The 16,516-nt window shown below is 58.2% G+C and carries 16 protein-coding genes, 1 tRNA gene and 2 pseudogenes; 3 read left to right on the top strand and 16 right to left on the bottom strand.

The window, feature by feature from the left end; all coding sequences use genetic code 11:
- Positions 1 to 41: 41 nt before the first annotated feature.
- From ispG to trmJ, 10 genes are all read right to left on the bottom strand, one after another.
- The gene (gene ispG / locus BMY49_RS05640; protein WP_044628928.1) at positions 42 to 1,157 is read right to left on the bottom strand and encodes a flavodoxin-dependent (E)-4-hydroxy-3-methylbut-2-enyl-diphosphate synthase; all 1,116 of its coding nucleotides are present in this window, start codon (positions 1,155 to 1,157) and stop codon (positions 42 to 44) included.
- Between the two features lie 8 nt (positions 1,158 to 1,165).
- Positions 1,166 to 2,152, bottom strand: coding sequence for a RodZ domain-containing protein (locus tag BMY49_RS05645; protein ID WP_062373191.1), 987 nt, complete (start codon positions 2,150 to 2,152; stop codon positions 1,166 to 1,168).
- A gap of 40 nt (positions 2,153 to 2,192) precedes the next feature.
- Positions 2,193 to 2,927 carry a type IV pilus biogenesis/stability protein PilW gene (gene pilW / locus BMY49_RS05650; RefSeq protein ID WP_044628926.1) on the bottom strand — a complete coding sequence of 245 codons (735 nt, stop codon included), beginning with the start codon at positions 2,925 to 2,927 and terminating at the stop codon, positions 2,193 to 2,195.
- A gap of 118 nt (positions 2,928 to 3,045) precedes the next feature.
- Entirely contained in the window at positions 3,046 to 4,230 is a 1,185-nt protein-coding gene (rlmN, locus tag BMY49_RS05655; protein ID WP_044628925.1) for a 23S rRNA (adenine(2503)-C(2))-methyltransferase RlmN, read from the bottom strand.
- A gap of 82 nt (positions 4,231 to 4,312) precedes the next feature.
- Positions 4,313 to 4,738, bottom strand: coding sequence for a nucleoside-diphosphate kinase (gene ndk, locus BMY49_RS05660; RefSeq protein WP_044628924.1), 426 nt, complete (start codon positions 4,736 to 4,738; stop codon positions 4,313 to 4,315).
- A gap of 178 nt (positions 4,739 to 4,916) precedes the next feature.
- Positions 4,917 to 5,243, bottom strand: coding sequence for a HesB/IscA family protein (locus BMY49_RS05665; protein WP_058579867.1), 327 nt, complete (start codon positions 5,241 to 5,243; stop codon positions 4,917 to 4,919).
- A gap of 54 nt (positions 5,244 to 5,297) precedes the next feature.
- A complete protein-coding gene (locus BMY49_RS05670; RefSeq protein WP_371827817.1) occupies positions 5,298 to 6,473 on the bottom strand; it encodes an aminotransferase class V-fold PLP-dependent enzyme in 1,176 nt (391 codons plus the stop codon).
- A 25-nt stretch (positions 6,474 to 6,498) separates the two neighbouring features.
- On the bottom strand, positions 6,499 to 6,966 hold the full coding sequence (locus BMY49_RS05675) for a Fe-S cluster assembly transcription factor (RefSeq protein ID WP_044628921.1): 468 nt from the start codon (positions 6,964 to 6,966) through the stop codon (positions 6,499 to 6,501).
- A gap of 79 nt (positions 6,967 to 7,045) precedes the next feature.
- A complete protein-coding gene (gene cysE, locus BMY49_RS05680) occupies positions 7,046 to 7,909 on the bottom strand; it encodes a serine O-acetyltransferase (RefSeq protein WP_062359893.1) in 864 nt (287 codons plus the stop codon).
- A gap of 164 nt (positions 7,910 to 8,073) precedes the next feature.
- On the bottom strand, positions 8,074 to 8,853 hold the full coding sequence (trmJ, locus tag BMY49_RS05685; RefSeq protein WP_054641571.1) for a tRNA (cytosine(32)/uridine(32)-2'-O)-methyltransferase TrmJ: 780 nt from the start codon (positions 8,851 to 8,853) through the stop codon (positions 8,074 to 8,076).
- A gap of 140 nt (positions 8,854 to 8,993) precedes the next feature.
- On the opposite strand from trmJ, the gene BMY49_RS05690 reads away from it, so the two are divergent.
- Entirely contained in the window at positions 8,994 to 9,788 is a 795-nt protein-coding gene (locus tag BMY49_RS05690) for an inositol monophosphatase family protein (protein ID WP_089675180.1), read from the top strand.
- Positions 9,789 to 9,871: 83 nt separating this feature from the next.
- On the opposite strand, the gene secF is transcribed toward BMY49_RS05690, so the two are convergent.
- The 5 genes from secF to queA all read right to left on the bottom strand — a co-directional run bounded on the left by secF (position 9,872) and on the right by queA (position 15,454).
- The gene (gene secF, locus BMY49_RS05695) at positions 9,872 to 10,798 is read right to left on the bottom strand and encodes a protein translocase subunit SecF (RefSeq protein WP_062359889.1); all 927 of its coding nucleotides are present in this window, start codon (positions 10,796 to 10,798) and stop codon (positions 9,872 to 9,874) included.
- A gap of 49 nt (positions 10,799 to 10,847) precedes the next feature.
- Complete coding sequence (gene secD / locus BMY49_RS05700) at positions 10,848 to 12,701, bottom strand: protein translocase subunit SecD (protein WP_089675181.1); 1,854 nt, start codon at positions 12,699 to 12,701, stop codon at positions 10,848 to 10,850.
- Positions 12,702 to 12,836: 135 nt separating this feature from the next.
- Positions 12,837 to 13,163, bottom strand: coding sequence for a preprotein translocase subunit YajC (yajC, locus tag BMY49_RS05705; RefSeq protein WP_044628915.1), 327 nt, complete (start codon positions 13,161 to 13,163; stop codon positions 12,837 to 12,839).
- 77 nt (positions 13,164 to 13,240) lie between these two features.
- On the bottom strand, positions 13,241 to 14,368 hold the full coding sequence (gene tgt, locus BMY49_RS05710; protein WP_083602330.1) for a tRNA guanosine(34) transglycosylase Tgt: 1,128 nt from the start codon (positions 14,366 to 14,368) through the stop codon (positions 13,241 to 13,243).
- A gap of 54 nt (positions 14,369 to 14,422) precedes the next feature.
- Positions 14,423 to 15,454 carry a tRNA preQ1(34) S-adenosylmethionine ribosyltransferase-isomerase QueA gene (gene queA, locus BMY49_RS05715; RefSeq protein WP_089675182.1) on the bottom strand — a complete coding sequence of 344 codons (1,032 nt, stop codon included), beginning with the start codon at positions 15,452 to 15,454 and terminating at the stop codon, positions 14,423 to 14,425.
- Positions 15,455 to 15,567: 113 nt separating this feature from the next.
- Here queA and BMY49_RS05720 point away from each other — a divergent pair.
- Positions 15,568 to 15,654: transfer RNA gene (locus BMY49_RS05720), tRNA-Leu, on the top strand.
- A 219-nt stretch (positions 15,655 to 15,873) separates the two neighbouring features.
- Positions 15,874 to 16,158: pseudogene (locus BMY49_RS05725) on the top strand (IS66 family transposase); the annotation flags it as partial.
- Between the two features lie 36 nt (positions 16,159 to 16,194).
- Here BMY49_RS05725 and BMY49_RS17175 read toward each other — a convergent pair.
- Positions 16,195 to 16,516: pseudogene (locus BMY49_RS17175) on the bottom strand (hypothetical protein); the annotation flags it as partial.

Genomic DNA, 16,516 nt, shown 5'->3' on the forward strand with positions numbered 1-16,516 from the left:
CGAGGCGCAAGGCGTGCCGCCTGTTGCAGGCAACGCAGGTGTCAAACGCTGCGTGCAATCATGTTCTCTTGCTGCTGCTCTTTCTGGCGTACCTTGTCGCGGATCAGCTTTTCCAGGTCATCTACTAGATGATCGTTGCGCAGCTTACTCGCCGGTTTGCCATCGATGTAGACCAAGTTGGCGGGTGAGCCGCCGGTTAGGCCGATATCGGTCTCTTTAGCTTCGCCGGGGCCGTTGACCACACAGCCAATCACCGAGACATCCAGCGGCGTCATCACATCTTCCAGGCGCTCTTCAAGCTGGTTCATGGTGCTGATGACGTCAAAGTTCTGTCGCGAGCAGCTGGGGCAGGCGATAAAGTTAATGCCCTTGGCGCGCAGCTTCAGGCTCTTGAGCATGTCGAACCCGACCTTGATCTCTTCCACCGGGTCGGCAGCCAGCGAGACGCGGATGGTGTCGCCGATACCGTCCATCAACAGCATGCCTAGGCCAATGGAGGACTTCACTGTGCCCGAACGCAGGCCGCCTGCTTCGGTGATACCCAGGTGCAGCGGCTGCTCGATGCGGGTGGCAAGGTCGCGATAAGCGGCCACCGCCATAAACACATCAGACGCTTTCACGCTGACTTTAAACTCCTGGAAATCGAGGCGGTCCAGGTGGTCAATATGGCGCATGGCAGACTCAACCAGCGCGGCGGGCGTAGGCTCGCCGTACTTCTTTTGCAGATCTTTTTCCAGCGACCCGGCGTTCACCCCGATACGGATTGGAATGCCGTAATCGCGGGCGGCGCTTACCACAGCGCGTACGCGATCTTCCCGGCCAATATTGCCGGGATTGATGCGCAGACAGTCAACGCCTAGCTCAGCGACGCGCAGGGCGATTTTGTAATCGAAATGAATGTCGGCAACGAGGGGGATGGCTACGCGCTGCTTGATTTTGCCGAAGGCTTCAGCGGCGTCCATATCCGGCACAGAGACGCGTACGATATCTGCTCCGGCTTTTTCCAACTGCTGGATCTGGCCGACGGTGGCGTCCACATCCAGGGTATTGGTGTTGGTCATGCTCTGTACGGAAATCGGCGCATCGCCGCCCACGGCCACATTGCCAACATGAATTTGGCGTGACAGACGGCGTTTAATCGGAGAAGGGGCGTGCATAAGACGAGTCACTCTCCCAGGGTAAAGCGGGCAACGTTATTGGTACCGGCGCGCTCGGCAAGGTTGACGAGCTCACCTTGGTAGCGCAGTTCTACACCGGTGGCGTTGCCGACGGTTAAACGAAAAGGCGGTTCGCCCTCAACGCTCGCGGTGGTGCCGGGGGTTTGTAGACCGACAAACACACGCTGGTTGTTGGCATCGAAAATCTCTGTCCAGGACTGCTCGTTAAACGTCAGCTCCAGCAAGTTGGGGTTAGCAGCGGGGGCGGCATTGGCCACCTCTTCAGCAGGTGCCTCAGCTACATCGGTCGCTGCGTCGGCGTCAACCGCCGGGGCCGCAGGTTCGTCGCTAGCGGCAGCGGTTGGCTCATCGTTGTCAGCAGCGGGCGCACTGCTATCGCTAATATCGCTGTCGGCGGGCTCGCCGCTGACCACATCGTTAGTCAACTCCTCCGTTGCGGCGGGCTCATCAGGTGTGACCACCGGAGTAGGCTCTGGAGCTGGCTCGGGTTCGCTGATGGGCGCTTCGTTCTCTTCCATAGCGGGTGAGGCGCCGATGCTCGGCGGCTCGCTGCCACCTCTGCTTTGCCACCAAGCAACCGTCACGGCAATCAGCCCGGCAATCACCAGCAGAGTGACTAACTTAAAGAGCCATGCGCCTACTTTGGATGGCGGCTTAGTCACGGTAACCGGGGCCACCTTGCGTTCGGCATCACGGGTGCCGTGGCGAACCTGGTAAGCTTCAAGCACCACACGTTCGTCCATGCCTAAATATTTGGCATAGGCGCGCAAGTAGCCGCGACGATACGCAGCGACGGGAATCTCTTCGTAATTATCGCGCTCTAGGCCATCCACCACAGCAGGGCGCAGGTTCAGTGCTCGGGCGGCATCCGTCAGCGGGACGCCCAGCGATTCGCGTTGACGAGAAAGCAACTCACCGGGGGTTGCTGTGCTGTGGGCCGTAGTAACACTATCTTGTAACTGTGTGTCGCTCATAGCTGAGCATCCTTCAATAATGTGGTGATCAGGGCGGCAATCAGTTGTTTAGCAAGCGCTGGTAGTCGGCAGCCGCGGCGTCGTCACCGCGGGCGAGGGCGACATCAATCGCCAGTTCCAGTGCCGCTGGGTCTGGGCCGGCTAACTGCAGATAGTTCTGCAGCGGTGCCCAGGCCTGATCATAATTGCCCTGTGAAACTTCCAGTTCGGCTAACATTAAATACCCGCGTGGGTTGCGCGGGTCGATACTTTGCGCGCGTTGCAAACGTTCGCGCGCTTTATCAAATTCATCTATTGCCAAATAGCACTGCCCCAGGTTGGTAAATAGCTGGGCACGATTGGCGTACTGGGCATCCTGAGATGCTATTTCTAACTGTTCGCAGGCCTGTGAAAACTGTGCCTGCTGATACAAAAACGCGGCGTAGTTGTTACGCGCGCGAGTAAACGAGGGCGCTGCATTCAACGCCTGCTGGAAGTAGCGGTTGGCTAGATCACTCTCTCCCTGCTGTTGATAGACCAGCGCGAGCGCCTGAAGTGCCTCAGGGTGGCGCGGGTCCAGTTCAAGAGCACGATCAAGGGCATTCAACGCGCGGGGCAGGTTATCACGCTCTAGGTAGGCGACGCCAAGCTGGGTGTAGGCTTCTGCCGCGTCGGGGTTGGCGTCGTCACTGATCCCTTGGCCAGAGGTGGCGCAGCCCGCCAGCAGCAGGCTGCCAGCAAGCACGGACAGCATGGGCATCCTAAAAAGGGTAATGCGCCTGCGGTGACCGATCATCTACGCCCTCTTAAGTCGAAACTATTGAGCCAGTGCTGCAAGGTGGATGCTTTGTAAGCACCCGGCAAAAGCGTGTCCATCAAAGCGCTGTGTCAGGTGGATGTCAAGACAGCAGCGATTAGTCAGCGTCAAGCTGAACGGACTGAATATAGCGTGCGCTACGCTTGGTACGGTCTTTTACGCGGCCCACTAGCTGACCACAGGCGGCATCAATATCGTCGCCACGGGTCATGCGCACGGTAGCGTTGTACTCTAAGTCGTACAGCCACTGTTGGAAGCGCATCACTTGGTTACGCGATGGCTTCTCGTAACCTGAGTTCGGGAAAGGGTTAAACGGAATCAGGTTGATTTTACACGGCAGCTCTTTGAGCAAAGCGGCCAGTTGTTCGGCGTGCTCTTGCTGATCGTTGACGTCTTTGATCAGCGTGTACTCAATCGTGACCTGACGGTTATCTGGGCACTTGGCCAGATAACGGTGGCAGGCATCCAGCAGCGCACGAATATTGTACTTACGGTTGATCGGTACTAGCTCGTTGCGCAGCTCATCGGTGGAGGCGTGCAGCGAGATAGCAAGGCTCACATCTATCTCATCGCCCAGCTTGTCAATCATCGGTACAACACCCGATGTGGAGAGCGTGACGCGGCGCTTGGAGAGCCCGTAACCGTTATCGTCGAGCATCAGCTTCATGGCGGGCACGACGTTATCGAAATTGAGCAGCGGTTCGCCCATACCCATCATGACCACGTTGGTCACCGGGCGATTGGCGGTATCACGGCGCGGGCCAACACTGCGTTGGGCAACCCACACCTGGCCGATAATCTCGGCGGCGGTTAAGTTACGCTGGAAGCCCTGTTTACCGGTAGAGCAGAAGCTACAGTCCAGCGAACAACCCACTTGGGAAGAGACACACAGCGTGCGCCGCTTACCGTTTTCAGCGGGAATCAGCACCGTTTCTACGTAGCTGCCATCCTCAACCTCTAACACCCATTTACGGGTACCGTCGCTGGAAGTGCCTTCGTAGACAACGCCCGGGCCGCGAATTTCAGCGACTTGGGAGAGCTTGTCGCGCAGCGGTTTCGACAGGTTGGTCATCGCCGTGAAGTCGTCGATGCCTTCCTGGTGAATCCACTTCATTACCTGAGTGGCGCGGAATTTCTTTTCGCCAATTGATAAAAAGAAAGCTTCCATCTGCTCGCGGGAAAGCCCCAGCAGGTTCTGGCGTGCCGGTGCCGCTTGTTGAGCAGTCGCGCTGTCAGGAGTCGTGTTGGGGGCAGGCGTATGTTGAGCTACGGTGGTGGTCATGGTGGTCAGCGTTCAGAAAGAGGCGGGGGCAAAGCCCCCGCGAAAATGGCCGGCAACGAAGGTTGAAACGGCGGCGCTTGGTTTAGCGCGGGCAGATTTCGTCGTTACCGAAGAAGTAGCTAATTTCGCGCTCAGCGCTTTCCGGAGAATCAGAGCCATGGACAGCGTTGGCGTCGATTGTTTCCGCAAAGTCAGCGCGAATGGTGCCCGGAGCGGCTTCTTTCGGGTTGGTAGCACCCATCAGCTCACGGTTTTTAGCGATGGCGCCTTCGCCTTCCAGCACTTGTACCACTACCGGACCAGAGGTCATGAAGCCAACCAGGTCTTTGAAGAAGGGACGCTCTTTGTGCTCGGCGTAGAAGCCACCAGCCTTCTCTTCGGAGAGGTGCATCATTTTAGCGGCAACGACCTTCAGGCCCGCTTTTTCAAAGCGTGCAATGATCTCGCCAATGGCATTTTTAGCAACGGCATCGGGCTTGATGATGGAAAGAGTACGTTCAGTCGCCATGCAGAAATCTCCTTAAAAGGGATAAAGCAGAAATTGCCGCCCCGGAAAGCCGGGGCGGCGCAGGAAAAAAGTGGTCGGCTAGGGCCGTATGTTGCATCGGCTGCCGAGTGGCCGCGATTATAGCGCCTCCCGGGGGGTATGAATACCGGTGATATGCGCAACAGCCACGGCGGATAGCTTAGACTGTGAAGCTTTCACCGCAGCCGCACTGATCTTTTACATTGGGGTTGTTGAAGCGGAAAAAGCGATTCAAGCCTTCGTTGACGTAATCCACTTCGCTGCCGTCTAGCATCTCGACGGCATCAGGAGCCACGTAGACGCTTGCGCCGTGATCTTCGAAACGCACATCGTCATCCTGTGCTTCATCGGCAAAATCAAGCACATAGCTGTAGCCGGAACAGCCGCTGGGTTTAACGGATACCCGCAGGCCTAGACCCTGGCCGCGCTCGTCGAGCACACGCTGAATTTGTTCAGCTGCAGCGGGCGTAATGTTTAGTGTTGCCATGGAGCGTTCTCCTTTAAGAAGTCGTTAGCAGTGCGTCAGGAGAGCGTCAGCCGCCTAACGTGCGGTCGCACGTAAGCCGCTCACCGCGTGGCGCAGTAGGGTTAATGCGTGGTCGATATCGGCCTCTTGGGTAAAGCGCCCAAAGCTAATACGCAGCGATGAGAGCGCGAGCCGACGGGGCGTACCAATGCCCAGTAGTACATAAGACGGGTCAACGCTTGCCGAGTTGCAGGCAGAGCCGGTAGACACGGCCACATCCCGAAGCGCCATCAGCAGTGCCTCGCCATCCACGCCTTCAAACGCCAAGTTCAAGATGTTGGGAACGGCGTTCTCCAGTGGGGAGTTGGGGATGATGCCTTCCAGGTTTGATAAGCCGCTTAGAAAGCGTTCGCGTAGCGCCGCAATATGGGCCTGATCCGCATCCTGCTGCTGTTGCATGACGTTAAACGCTTCACCCATCCCGGCAATCTGATGAGTCGGCAGCGTGCCGGAGCGCATGCCGCGCTCGTGGCCGCCACCATGAATGAGTGCCTCGACGCGAATATCTGGGTGGCGTTTCACATACAGAGCGCCGACCCCTTTAGGCCCGTAGGCTTTGTGGCCTGATAGCGACATCAAATCAATATGCTGAGCGACCACGTCGAGCGGAATACGCCCCACCGCCTGGGCGGCATCGGTGTGGAACGCCGCCCCGAACTCATGGGTGACTTCCGCTAGGGCGGCAATATCATGAATGCTGCCTAGCTCATTATTCACCGCCATTAGCGATACCAGTGCCGTGTCGTCGCGCATGGCGGCACGCAGTTGCTCAGGGGTGATGCGTCCATCGCGCCCTGGGGTTAGCCAGGTGATCTCGAAGCCTTCGCTCTCCAGTGCCTTGGCGGTGTCTACCACCGCTTTATGCTCAATGCTGGAAGTGACAAGGTGCATGCCACGTTCGCGGTTAGCACGCATAAAGCCAATTAGCGCTAGGTTATTGGCTTCGGTGGCGCCGCTGGTCCAGACGATTTCACGCGGATCAGCGCCGATCATATCGGCCACTTGGCGGCGCGCCTGTTCCACCACCTGCTCGGCCTGCCAGCCCAGCATATGGCTGCGGGAAGCGGGGTTGGCGAACAGCTGGTCTACCGTGAGGTAGCGCTGCATCACCTCAGCCACACGACCATCGACCGGCGTCGTGGCGGCATAATCGAGATAAATGGGCAGAGAGGGAGTGGAGGTCATCGTCATAGATTCCAGCGTGCAGTAAATACCTTCAGGGGGAAGACGCGAGGATGCCAGCATCGACCCGCTGTTTTTGCCGGGTAGCGATGCGGATCACATCAGGGCGCTGTATCAACTGCGCCAGCGTAATATCGTCGAGAAAACTGCGAATTTGACCGGATAGCTCGCACCATAAATGGTGCGTTAAACAGGTATCGCCCTGCTGGCAGTCGGATAGCCCCTGGCAGCGGGTCGCGTCGACGGTTTCGTTGACTGCATCAATCACCAGAGAGACGCTGATCTCCTCGGGTGCTTTGGCCAGTAGGTAACCGCCACCCGGCCCGCGCACGCTGCTAACTAGCCCCGCCCGGCGCAGCCTTGCGAAGAGTTGCTCCAGGTAAGAGAGCGAGATCTCCTGTCGCAGGGAGATATCTCCCAGGCTGGTAGGGCCGCTGGGGGCGTTAAGCGCCAAATCCAGCATGGCCGTAACGGCGTAACGGCCTTTTGTCGTCAAGCGCATAGCAGGTACCCCTCGTCGCTGAGCTTTCAGCGCGCTGGCAGCAAATGTTGCGCCATTATGGAAATCCTGAGTGCTTTGGTCAACTATTGCGCGTGGTGCTGCTTTCCGGTGATGGGCTGCTGCGTTCCTGGGCAGTATGACCAAGGCCAGGGCAGCCGGTATCGTTTTCATCCAGAATATCGGCAAAGTCCTCATCTCGCAGAGCCGGTAACTGGCCATCGCGGTAGTTGGCGTCGAGCTTGCGAAGCGTTGAGCACATGCGCTCGATACGCTCGTCCACGGCGTGCATATGATCGAGCATGGCCTGCATCGAGCGCGCCACCGGGTCGGGCATGTCTTGGCTGACGCCATAGGCATCGAAACCAAACTTCTGGCAGATGGCTTCCCGGCGGGCCGGGTCGATATCCAGCGCCTCTTCCATATCCGGGGCGGCGCGTTTGACGATTTTGCCGGGGATGCCGACCACCGTTGCTCCCGCTGGCACCTCTTTTGTAACTACCGCGTTAGAGCCAATTTTGGCACCTGCGCCCACGGTAAACGGCCCCAGTATCTTGGCGCCGGCACCAACAATCACACCATCTTCCAGCGTAGGGTGACGTTTGCCTTTGTTCCAACTGGTGCCGCCTAGCGTCACGCCTTGGTAGAGCGTGACGTTATCGCCCACCTGTGCGGTTTCACCAATCACCACGCCCATGCCATGGTCGATAAAAAAGCGCCGCCCAATGGTTGCGCCTGGGTGGATTTCAATGCCAGTGAGCCAGCGGGAGAAGGTCGATAGCGTTCGTGCTAGCCACTTAAAGTTCTTTTTCCACAGCCAGTGGCCGCAGCGGTGCAGCAACAGGGCGTGCAGGCCGGGATAGTTGGTCAGCACCTCAAGAAAATTACGTGCCGCCGGGTCGCGGTCAAATACGCTATTGATGTCTTCACGCAGGCGTTGAAACATGGGTGATCCTTGGGCGTTAAGGGAGGCAGCAGTAATACAGTATTGGAATATGGTGAGTGCAAAGCGGCAGTCGAAAAGACGATGTTGGGGCGCGTTGTTGTAACTTCAAGTTTAGGCCATTGCCGCTTTGCTGGCGCCTCTTGTGATTAGTACGCCGTTATGTGCTACGCGGATGTGTCGGCGTTCTCTTGGTTCACACTACCGGTTCCACTCTTTTTAGCGGATTTTTCAGTCGCCGAGAGGATGCCGCGCAGAATGTTCATCTCCATCTTTTCAGGCCGTGCCCGTAAATAGAGGCGTCGCAGGCGTGCCATGAGCTGGCGCGGCAGGGCAGGGTCGTGAAACTCGATGGCGATTAGCGTGCGCTCTAAGTGCTCGAAGTAGCGCTCAAGCTCTTCGTGGGTTGCTAGCTCGTCATTATCATCGGCAGCAGTTGGGGCATCTGCCTGGCTTAGCCACGCCATGCGACACTCGTAGGCCACCACTTGAACCGCCGCGGCAAGGTTGAGCGAGCTAAAATCGGCGTTGGTCGGAATATGCACATGGGCATGGCAGCGCTGCAGCTCGGCGTTGGTTAAGCCGCTGTCTTCACGGCCAAACACCAGCGCCACACGGGCATTTTCTGGCTGGCATTCGCCGGGTAGGCGCTCGGCAAGTTCCCGAGGCGAGATCATCGGCCAGGGCAGCGTGCGCGAGCGGGCGCTGGCGCCAACAGCTAGCGTGCAATCGGCCACGGCTTCTTCAAGTGTGGCATGCACTGTAGCTTGGTGAAGTAGATGGTCGGCACCTGAGGCGCGAGAAATACTGTCTTGGGTGATCACATCGCAGCGAGGAGCGACCAGGGCTAAATCAGCTAAGCCCATGTTGTGCATGGCGCGTGCCACGCCGCCAATGTTGCCAGGGTGGCTGGTGCCAATTAAAACAATTCGGATGCGCTCAAGCATAGTAGGCCCGGTTCATGTGCGTAAAACGCGCAGTTTAGCATGAGTCGATGGCATGCCCGAGGGGCCTCTGTTAGAATTGCCCGCCAAAAGGCGTATTGCGCCTGAACCGTTCTTTAACATCACTGTGACAAGGCCCGATCATGAATCCGATGGTCCAATTTACGCTGCGCGCCGCGCGTGGCGCTGTTGAACACTTTTTACGCGTTCGCGAACGTATCGAAAACGCCCATGAGGAATTTAACCTCGACCGCTTGCTGGAAGACACGGCGCGTAAAGCCGAGGCGACCATCATTCAACAACTGCAGCGTGGCTACCCTCTGCACGGCTTCTCTGGCCGCTATACGCCCTATAAAGCGGGTGAAGGCGAAGGTGAAAATACCGTATGGAAAATTGAACCGCTGCACGGCTACTCCAACTTGGCGGTAGCAGGTAAGGGCTTTGCACTCTCAGTGGTGTGTCTCGTTAAAGGTCGCCCCGAACACGCGGTGGTGATCTCTCCCTTTGGTGATGACGAATATATCGCCAGTCGCGGCCGCGGCGCTCAGCACAACGACAAGCGCATGCGGGTTAGCAAACCAACCGCTATTCCTGCCACACGCATGGCGATGAGCCTGCCAGAAACCTGGCTGCGCCCGAGTCATCTGCCTGCTTACTTAACCATTACCCAGCAGCTTGCGCCGCAGGTAGAAACCCTGGTAGCGACCGGCAGCGGCCTGCTGGATATGTGCGAGCTGGCCGCAGGACGTGTAGACAGCGTCTTTGTGCTGGGCCTAGAAGAGCAGGATATGCAGGTAGGTACGCTGCTGCTAAAAGAAGCGGGCGCGCTGATGGGCACTCCGGACGGGAAGCCGACCGTGAATGCTGAAAGCCAGCTAATGGCCGCTGGCCCGCGCCTCTACAAAGCGCTGATTAAGCAGCTGGCGCCGCACTTTTAAGAAGAGCGCGTTAGGTGTGAAGATATGAAAAGGCCCTGCCGGTTGATTTCGGCAGGGCCTTTTCGTTGGCTGCTATAACGCGTTTAGGGCAGCTCTTCTTCCTCTTCATCCACTTCTTTCTTGGTGGGAATCAGGTCTTCCCGAGAGAGTTTCAGCGGAATCAACAGGGCGCCGGAGATATAGATAGATGAGAACGTACCCACCACGATACCCACCAGCAGGGCAATCGCGAAGTTCTCGATCATATCGCCACCGAGCAGCAGCAGCGCTAGCAGTACCAGCACGGTTGTGCCTGAGGTGGCTAATGTGCGCGACAACGTAGCGTTAATCGCCTCGTTGAAAATCTGCGGCATATCGTCGATACGCGAGGTGCGGATCGTCTCGCGGATGCGGTCATACACGACGATGGTGTCGTTCAGCGAGTAGCCGATGACCGCCAGAATGGCTGCCAGCACCGTTAGGTCGAAGTCGAGCTGGAACAGCGCGAACACGCCTACCACGATGATCACGTCGTGCAGCAGGGCAAGCAGGGCACCAAGGGCGAACTTGTACTGGAAGCGGAAAGCTACGTAAAGCATCACCACGCCCAGCGCGACGAGCAGGCCTAAGCCGCTCTGGTCACGCAGCTGGTCGCCGACCTGGGCGCCCACGAACTCGGCGCGCACTAAGTTGACACTATCGCCATTGGCACGCAGCAGATTGACAACCTCGTTACCCACGTCGCCATCAAACGCTTGCTGCAGGCGAATCAATACTTCTGTTGAAGCGCCAAAGGTTTGTACCGAGACATCTTGGAAACCGCTGTCTTCCAGCAGTTGGCGAATGGCATCCAGTGAAGGTGCCACGCCGTAGCGCACTTCCACCAGGGTGCCGCCGGTAAAGTCCAGGCCCAGGTTGAGCTGCTGAAACAAAATGGCGCCAATAGAGACAATCAGCATCACGGCCGAGACGATAAACGCAAGGTTGCGCCGTCCCATAAAGTCGATGCGCAGTTGTGATAGGGGTTTCATTACCACCTCTTAAATTCTGTGCTGAGCGCGTGTTGAGATCCCATCGAGATTAGATCCGCAGCTTTTTGACGGGCTTGCCACCATAGGTCAGGTTGACCATGGCGCGCGTCACCAGCAGCGCAGTGAACATCGACGTCAAAATGCCGATAGAGAGCGTAACGGCAAAGCCTTTTACCGGGCCGGTGCCAATCGAGAACAGAATCACCGCCACCAGCAGCGTGGTGATGTTGGCATCCACAATCGAGGTGAACGCCCGTTCATAACCCGCGTAAATAGCTTGCTGAATCGACATGCCGTTGCGCAGTTCTTCGCGTATCCGCTCAAAGATAAGCACGTTGGCGTCCACCGCCATGCCCAGCGTCAACACGATACCGGCAATACCGGGTAGCGTGAGCGTAGCGCCCAGCATCGACATCACGGCGACTAGCAGCGTGAGGTTGAGCGCCAGGGCGATGTTGGCAAAAACGCCGAATACCTTGTAGCGCACCAGCATAAACAGCACGACTAGCAGCAGGCCGATCTGCACCGATAGCAAGCCGCGTTCGATGTTTTCTGCGCCCAGGCTGGGGCCGATGGTGCGCTCTTGCACGAAGTAAATCGGCGCGGCGAGCGAGCCGGAACGCAGCAGCAGAGCGAGTTCGGCGGCTTCGGTGGGGGAGTCGAGGCCGGTGATGCGGAAGCTGTTGCCCAGTGCACTTTGAATGGTCGCCAAGCTGATCAGGCCACGCTCGGTGTAGGGCTCACGAACGATGGTCTCTTCGCCGGTTTCCGGGTCGACTTCGATGCGGTCTTCGCTTTTATGCTCGATGAACAGCACCGCCATGTTGCGGCCAATGTTGGTGCGCGTGGCGCGGTTCATCAGCGTACCGCCGGTGCCGTCCAGGTTGATGTTGACCTGAGGGCGACCGTTTTCGTCGAAGCTGTTGCTGGCGCTGGAAACGCTGTCACCAGTAATGATCACATCGCGCATCAGCTCCGCTGAGCGGGCCGGGTCGTTACGAAACTCGAAGCGTTCGGTTTCGGCATCCGGTGTATCGTGGCGCGCCTCGAGACGAAATTCGAGGTTGGCCGTCGCACCGACGATCCGCTTGGCGGCCACGGTGTCCTGCACGCCGGGTAGCTCGACCACGATTTGGCTCGGGCCTTGGCGCTGTACCATGGGCTCGGCGACGCCCAGCTCGTTCACGCGGTTACGCAGCGTGGTCAAGTTCTGGTTGATGGCGTAGTCCTGAATCTCGTTTACCGCCATGTCGCTTAGCGTCATCACTAGCCTAGAGGTACGGCCATCCCCTTCGCTGGTGTACTCGAAGTTGGGGAAGTCGCGGCTGATCAAACGACGGGCGGCGTCGCGGTCTTCGGCGCTGGCGAAGTCGATCGATAGCGAGCGTTCGTCGATGGTGGTGTTTCGGTAGCGAATACGCTCGCTGCGCAGCAGTTCGCGGATGGCGCTGGCGTTCACCTCAAGGCGCTGGGTCAGCGCGGCGTCCATATCCACTTCCAGTAGGAAGTGAACGCCACCGCGTAAATCAAGGCCCAGCGTCATCGGGGAAGCAGAAAAAGCTTGCAGCCAGCCAGGTGTCGCATCGGCAAGGTTGAGCGCCACGGTCGCATTGGGGCCAAGCACTTCGGCGGCAATATCCCGCGCGTCGAGCTGGTCATCGTCGCTTTGCAGACGAATCAGCCATTGACCATTGTTCTCTTCAACGGCTTTGACGGCGATATCGCGCTCGCTGAGCGCTTCTTCAACGCGGGTAATTTGCCGTTCATCCAGGGCGTTGCCTTGGGCGTCGCTCACCTGAATGGCGGGATCTGCGGGGAATAGATTGGGAAGCGAGTAGATAAGGCCAACCACCAGGACGACCAGTATCAGCAGATACTTCCACAGAGGGTAACGGTTGAGCATGCAAGCCCTGCCTTCAATTACAAACGGAATCGCTGTGCACAGACAGGCTGCGCACAGCAACGTTCACCATCGACGCTACCATGTCACCCCTGCCGGGGTGGCTGGCACTGGGTCGGCAGGGGGGGAGTGCAAGCGTTAGATGGACTTAATGGTGCCTTTAGGCAGTACGGCAGCCACGGCGTTTTTCTGCACGTTGACTTCGGTACCTTCAGAGACTTCCAGGGTCAGGAACTCGTCGCTGACTTTGGTCACGCGGCCAACCAAACCGCCGCCGATCACGACTTCATCGCCCTTGGCGAGGCCGGAGACCAGCTGTTTGTGCTGCTTGGCGCGCTTGGCTTGCGGGCGCCACAGCAGGAAGTAGAAAATCAGTACGAAGCCGACCAGCATGACAATTTGCGCGATGCCACCGCCAGCAGCGGCTTCTTGGGCATGGGCTGGTGAGATGAAGAAATCCAGCATTGCAGGGAACTCCTGGGTTAGAACACTCAATGGGTGAACGGATTAAGCCACTCGCCTCAGCCAGTGGCTTTTATTGTTTAGGTGTCAGATTCTGCAAGGGGAGGCACCGGGAGGCCGCGCCTTGCGTAGAAGCTTTCCACAAAGGTCGTCAATGTACCCGCTTCGATTGCCGCGCGCAAATCAGCCATCACACGCTGGTAGTAGCGTAAGTTATGGATGGTATTGAGCATGGAACCCAGCATTTCATTGCAGCGATCAAGGTGGTGCAGATAGCCACGAGAGAAATTCTGGCAGGTATGGCAATCACACTCTTCATCCAGCGGGCGTGTGTCAAAACGGTGCTTGGCGTTACGGATTTTAACAGTGCCATCTGACGTGAACAGGTGGCCGTTGCGAGCGTTGCGCGTGGGCATCACGCAGTCAAACATATCCACACCGCGGCGTACGCCCTCAACGAGGTCTTCCGGCTTGCCCACACCCATCAGGTAGCGCGGGGTGTCGTCCGGCATCCAGGTGGGCAGGTAATCGAGGACTTTGATCATCTCCTCTTTGGGTTCGCCCACCGAGAGGCCACCGATGGCGAGACCGTCGAAACCAATCTCAAGTAGCCCCTTGAGCGAGCGCTCACGCAGCTCAGGGTGCATGCCGCCCTGGATAATGCCGAACAGTGCGGAAGGCGAATCGCCATGGGCATCGCGAGAGCGCTTGGCCCAGCGTAGCGACAGCTCCATGGATTTTTCGGCTTCTTCGAACGTGGCCGGGTAGGGCGTGCACTCGTCAAAGATCATCACCACGTCAGAGCCCAGCGAGCGCTGAACCGCCATGGACTCTTCCGGCCCCATGAACACTTTGCTGCCATCCACCGGCGAGCGGAAATGCACGCCCTGCTCGGTGATTTTGCGCATTTCACCCAGCGAGAACACCTGGAAGCCGCCGGAGTCGGTCAGGATCGGTTTATCCCACTGGGCGAAGTCGTGCAGGTCGCCGTGGGCTTCAATGACATCCGTGCCGGGGCGCAGCCAGAGGTGGAACGTATTGCCCAGGATGATTTCCGCGCCGATCTCTTTGACCGACTCGGGCGTCATGCCCTTGACCGTACCGTAGGTGCCGACCGGCATGAACGCGGGGGTTTCCACCGTGCCTCGGGGAAAGTGCAGGCGGCCACGGCGCGCGCGGCCGTCTTCGGCTAGGCGCTCGAAGCGCATAAAGCATTCGTTTCGCATCACAATAACTCGTTAATCAATCGGTAAGCGCGGCGGTTAGCGGGTCAGCAGCATGGCGTCGCCATAGCTAAAGAAGGCGTAGCGCTCTTCTACTGCCGTACGGTAGGCCTGCATGATGTGCTCATACCCCGCGAACGCCGATACCAGCATCAATAGGGTGGATTCGGGCAGGTGGAAGTTAGTGATTAGCGCATCCACACAGCGCCATTCATAGCCGGGGTAGATGAAGATATCGGTGTCACCGCTGAATGGGGCAATCTTGCCGTCGCTGCTCTTCATGCAGGCGCTCTCCAGGCAGCGAACGCTCGTCGTTCCCACGGCGATCACGCGTTTACCGGCGGCTTGCGTCTCGCGAATCTGTTGGCAGGTCGCGTCGGTCACCTCGATCCACTCGCTGTGCATGTGGTGTTCGAGGATGTTGTCCACCCGCACCGGCTGGAAGGTGCCCGCACCAACGTGCAGCGTCACGAAAGCACTGTTGATGCCTTTTTCGGCCAGGGCGTCCAGCAGCGGCTGGTCGAAGTGCAGCCCCGCCGTAGGAGCGGCCACGGCACCGTCGCGGCGCGCATACACGGTCTGATAGCGTTCGCGGTCGCTCAGCTCGTCTTCCCGAGTGATGTAGGGCGGCAGCGGCATATGGCCGTGCTTTTCCAGCAGTGCGATCATTGGCGTGTCGCCTAAAAAGCGCAGCTCGAATAGGGCGTCGCGGCGGCCTTCGACCACGGCGTGGATGTCGCCTTCGAAAATCAGCTCAGTGCCCGGCTTGGGCGACTTGCTTGAGCGGATATGCGCCAACCCCCGGTGGCTATCCAGCGGGCGCTCCAGCAGCATTTCTACCTTGCCGCCGCTGGCCTTATGGCCATGCAGGCGGGCGGGAATCACGCGGGTATCGTTAAACACCAGCAGGTCGCCCGGCTCAAGTAGGTCCAGCAGGTCAGGAAAGCGGCGATGAGCCAGCGCGCCGCTTTGACCATCCACACACAGTAAGCGGCAATCACTGCGCTGCTCGGACGGGTAGCGGGCAATTAGCTCATCGGGTAGCTCGAAATGGAAGTCCGCACGCTGCATGTGAATAAGCTCTTTTCTGTGGTCAAACAAGCCGCCTAGGATAGCGCTTTAGGTGGATAAAGTCAGCGATGTGATTGACTTGACGGGCGATCTGCGTATAATTCGCCTCCATTGCCGGTGTGGCGGAATTGGTAGACGCAGCGGATTCAAAATCCGCCGCCTTTACGGGTGTGCCAGTTCGAGTCTGGCCACCGGCACCATTTTTAGAATCAGGGGCTTAGGCCCCTTTTTTTTGCCTGAAATTTGGCTCTTGTCGGCTTTAGTTCAGTGTCTGGTCGTAGTTTGGTCGCAGAACGCCGCGCTGAGTTGTGGCAATCGTTTTCCTACATCATCCAGCCCTGCGTCGAAAATGTGGCTGTATCGACTCGTTACTAGCAAGCTAGAGTGCCCCAGCAGATCCCTAACCCGCGTCATACTCTCTCCTGCTTGTGCTCGATGACGGGTTGATCCCGCTGGACAACAACCCGGCCGAGAACGCCATTCGCCCCTTCGTCGTCGGCCGCAAGAACTGGCTGTTCAGCCACACACCGAGCGGTGCCCAGGCCAGCGCGGCAATCTACAGCCTGATCGAGACGGCCAAGGCCAACGGCCTCTCACCCTACGAGTACCTGCAGTTCGTGTTCGAGACCCTGCCAACTCTCGGCGAGGATGACGACCTCGGCACGCTGCTGCCCTGGTGCTGGAAAGACACTCTACCGGTCTAGCTCAGGCCGCAACAGGTGGGGTTGGTGGACTTGCAATTACCCACAAGTCGATGATGCATCTGGATTGGCAGCTTGGAATCCAGCAACAAGATCTGCTAAGCGAATGAAGCCTCGCCATAGAACGGTGGTTCCTGGGAGAGGATCACTTGAGCGATCCAGATAACCACCCAGGCGAGCGACAGCGGTCATATAAAAAGCTATATCGCGTCGTGTGCCTTGTCTGTTTGATGGCATTGATCGGTCGAGAAGCGTTCTTTCAATATCAGTAAAAACAGCTGCAGGAGAGGTCGTTGAAGATTGGCGCTGCAGTATAGTCAACCATGATATTCGCCAGGACACGACACAGCAGAGCGCAATG

The organism is Vreelandella aquamarina, from assembly GCF_900110265.1.
Lineage (GTDB): Bacteria > Pseudomonadota > Gammaproteobacteria > Pseudomonadales > Halomonadaceae > Vreelandella > Vreelandella aquamarina.

Excerpts from the sequence above, each read along its gene's own strand:
- ispG (WP_044628928.1), bottom strand. The coding sequence starts at position 1,157 with ATGCACGCCCCTTCTCCGATTAAACGCCGTCTGTCACGCCAAATTCAT.
- BMY49_RS05645 (WP_062373191.1), bottom strand. The coding sequence starts at position 2,152 with ATGAGCGACACACAGTTACAAGATAGTGTTACTACGGCCCACAGCACA.
- pilW (WP_044628926.1), bottom strand. The coding sequence starts at position 2,927 with ATGATCGGTCACCGCAGGCGCATTACCCTTTTTAGGATGCCCATGCTG.
- rlmN (WP_044628925.1), bottom strand. The coding sequence starts at position 4,230 with ATGACCACCACCGTAGCTCAACATACGCCTGCCCCCAACACGACTCCT.
- ndk (WP_044628924.1), bottom strand. The coding sequence starts at position 4,738 with ATGGCGACTGAACGTACTCTTTCCATCATCAAGCCCGATGCCGTTGCT.
- BMY49_RS05665 (WP_058579867.1), bottom strand. The coding sequence starts at position 5,243 with ATGGCAACACTAAACATTACGCCCGCTGCAGCTGAACAAATTCAGCGT.
- BMY49_RS05670 (WP_371827817.1), bottom strand. The coding sequence starts at position 6,473 with ATGACGATGACCTCCACTCCCTCTCTGCCCATTTATCTCGATTATGCC.
- BMY49_RS05675 (WP_044628921.1), bottom strand. The coding sequence starts at position 6,966 with ATGCGCTTGACGACAAAAGGCCGTTACGCCGTTACGGCCATGCTGGAT.
- cysE (WP_062359893.1), bottom strand. The coding sequence starts at position 7,909 with ATGTTTCAACGCCTGCGTGAAGACATCAATAGCGTATTTGACCGCGAC.
- trmJ (WP_054641571.1), bottom strand. The coding sequence starts at position 8,853 with ATGCTTGAGCGCATCCGAATTGTTTTAATTGGCACCAGCCACCCTGGC.
- BMY49_RS05690 (WP_089675180.1), top strand. The coding sequence starts at position 8,994 with ATGAATCCGATGGTCCAATTTACGCTGCGCGCCGCGCGTGGCGCTGTT.
- secF (WP_062359889.1), bottom strand. The coding sequence starts at position 10,798 with ATGAAACCCCTATCACAACTGCGCATCGACTTTATGGGACGGCGCAAC.
- secD (WP_089675181.1), bottom strand. The coding sequence starts at position 12,701 with ATGCTCAACCGTTACCCTCTGTGGAAGTATCTGCTGATACTGGTCGTC.
- yajC (WP_044628915.1), bottom strand. The coding sequence starts at position 13,163 with ATGCTGGATTTCTTCATCTCACCAGCCCATGCCCAAGAAGCCGCTGCT.
- tgt (WP_083602330.1), bottom strand. The coding sequence starts at position 14,368 with ATGCGCTTCGAGCGCCTAGCCGAAGACGGCCGCGCGCGCCGTGGCCGC.
- queA (WP_089675182.1), bottom strand. The coding sequence starts at position 15,454 with ATGCAGCGTGCGGACTTCCATTTCGAGCTACCCGATGAGCTAATTGCC.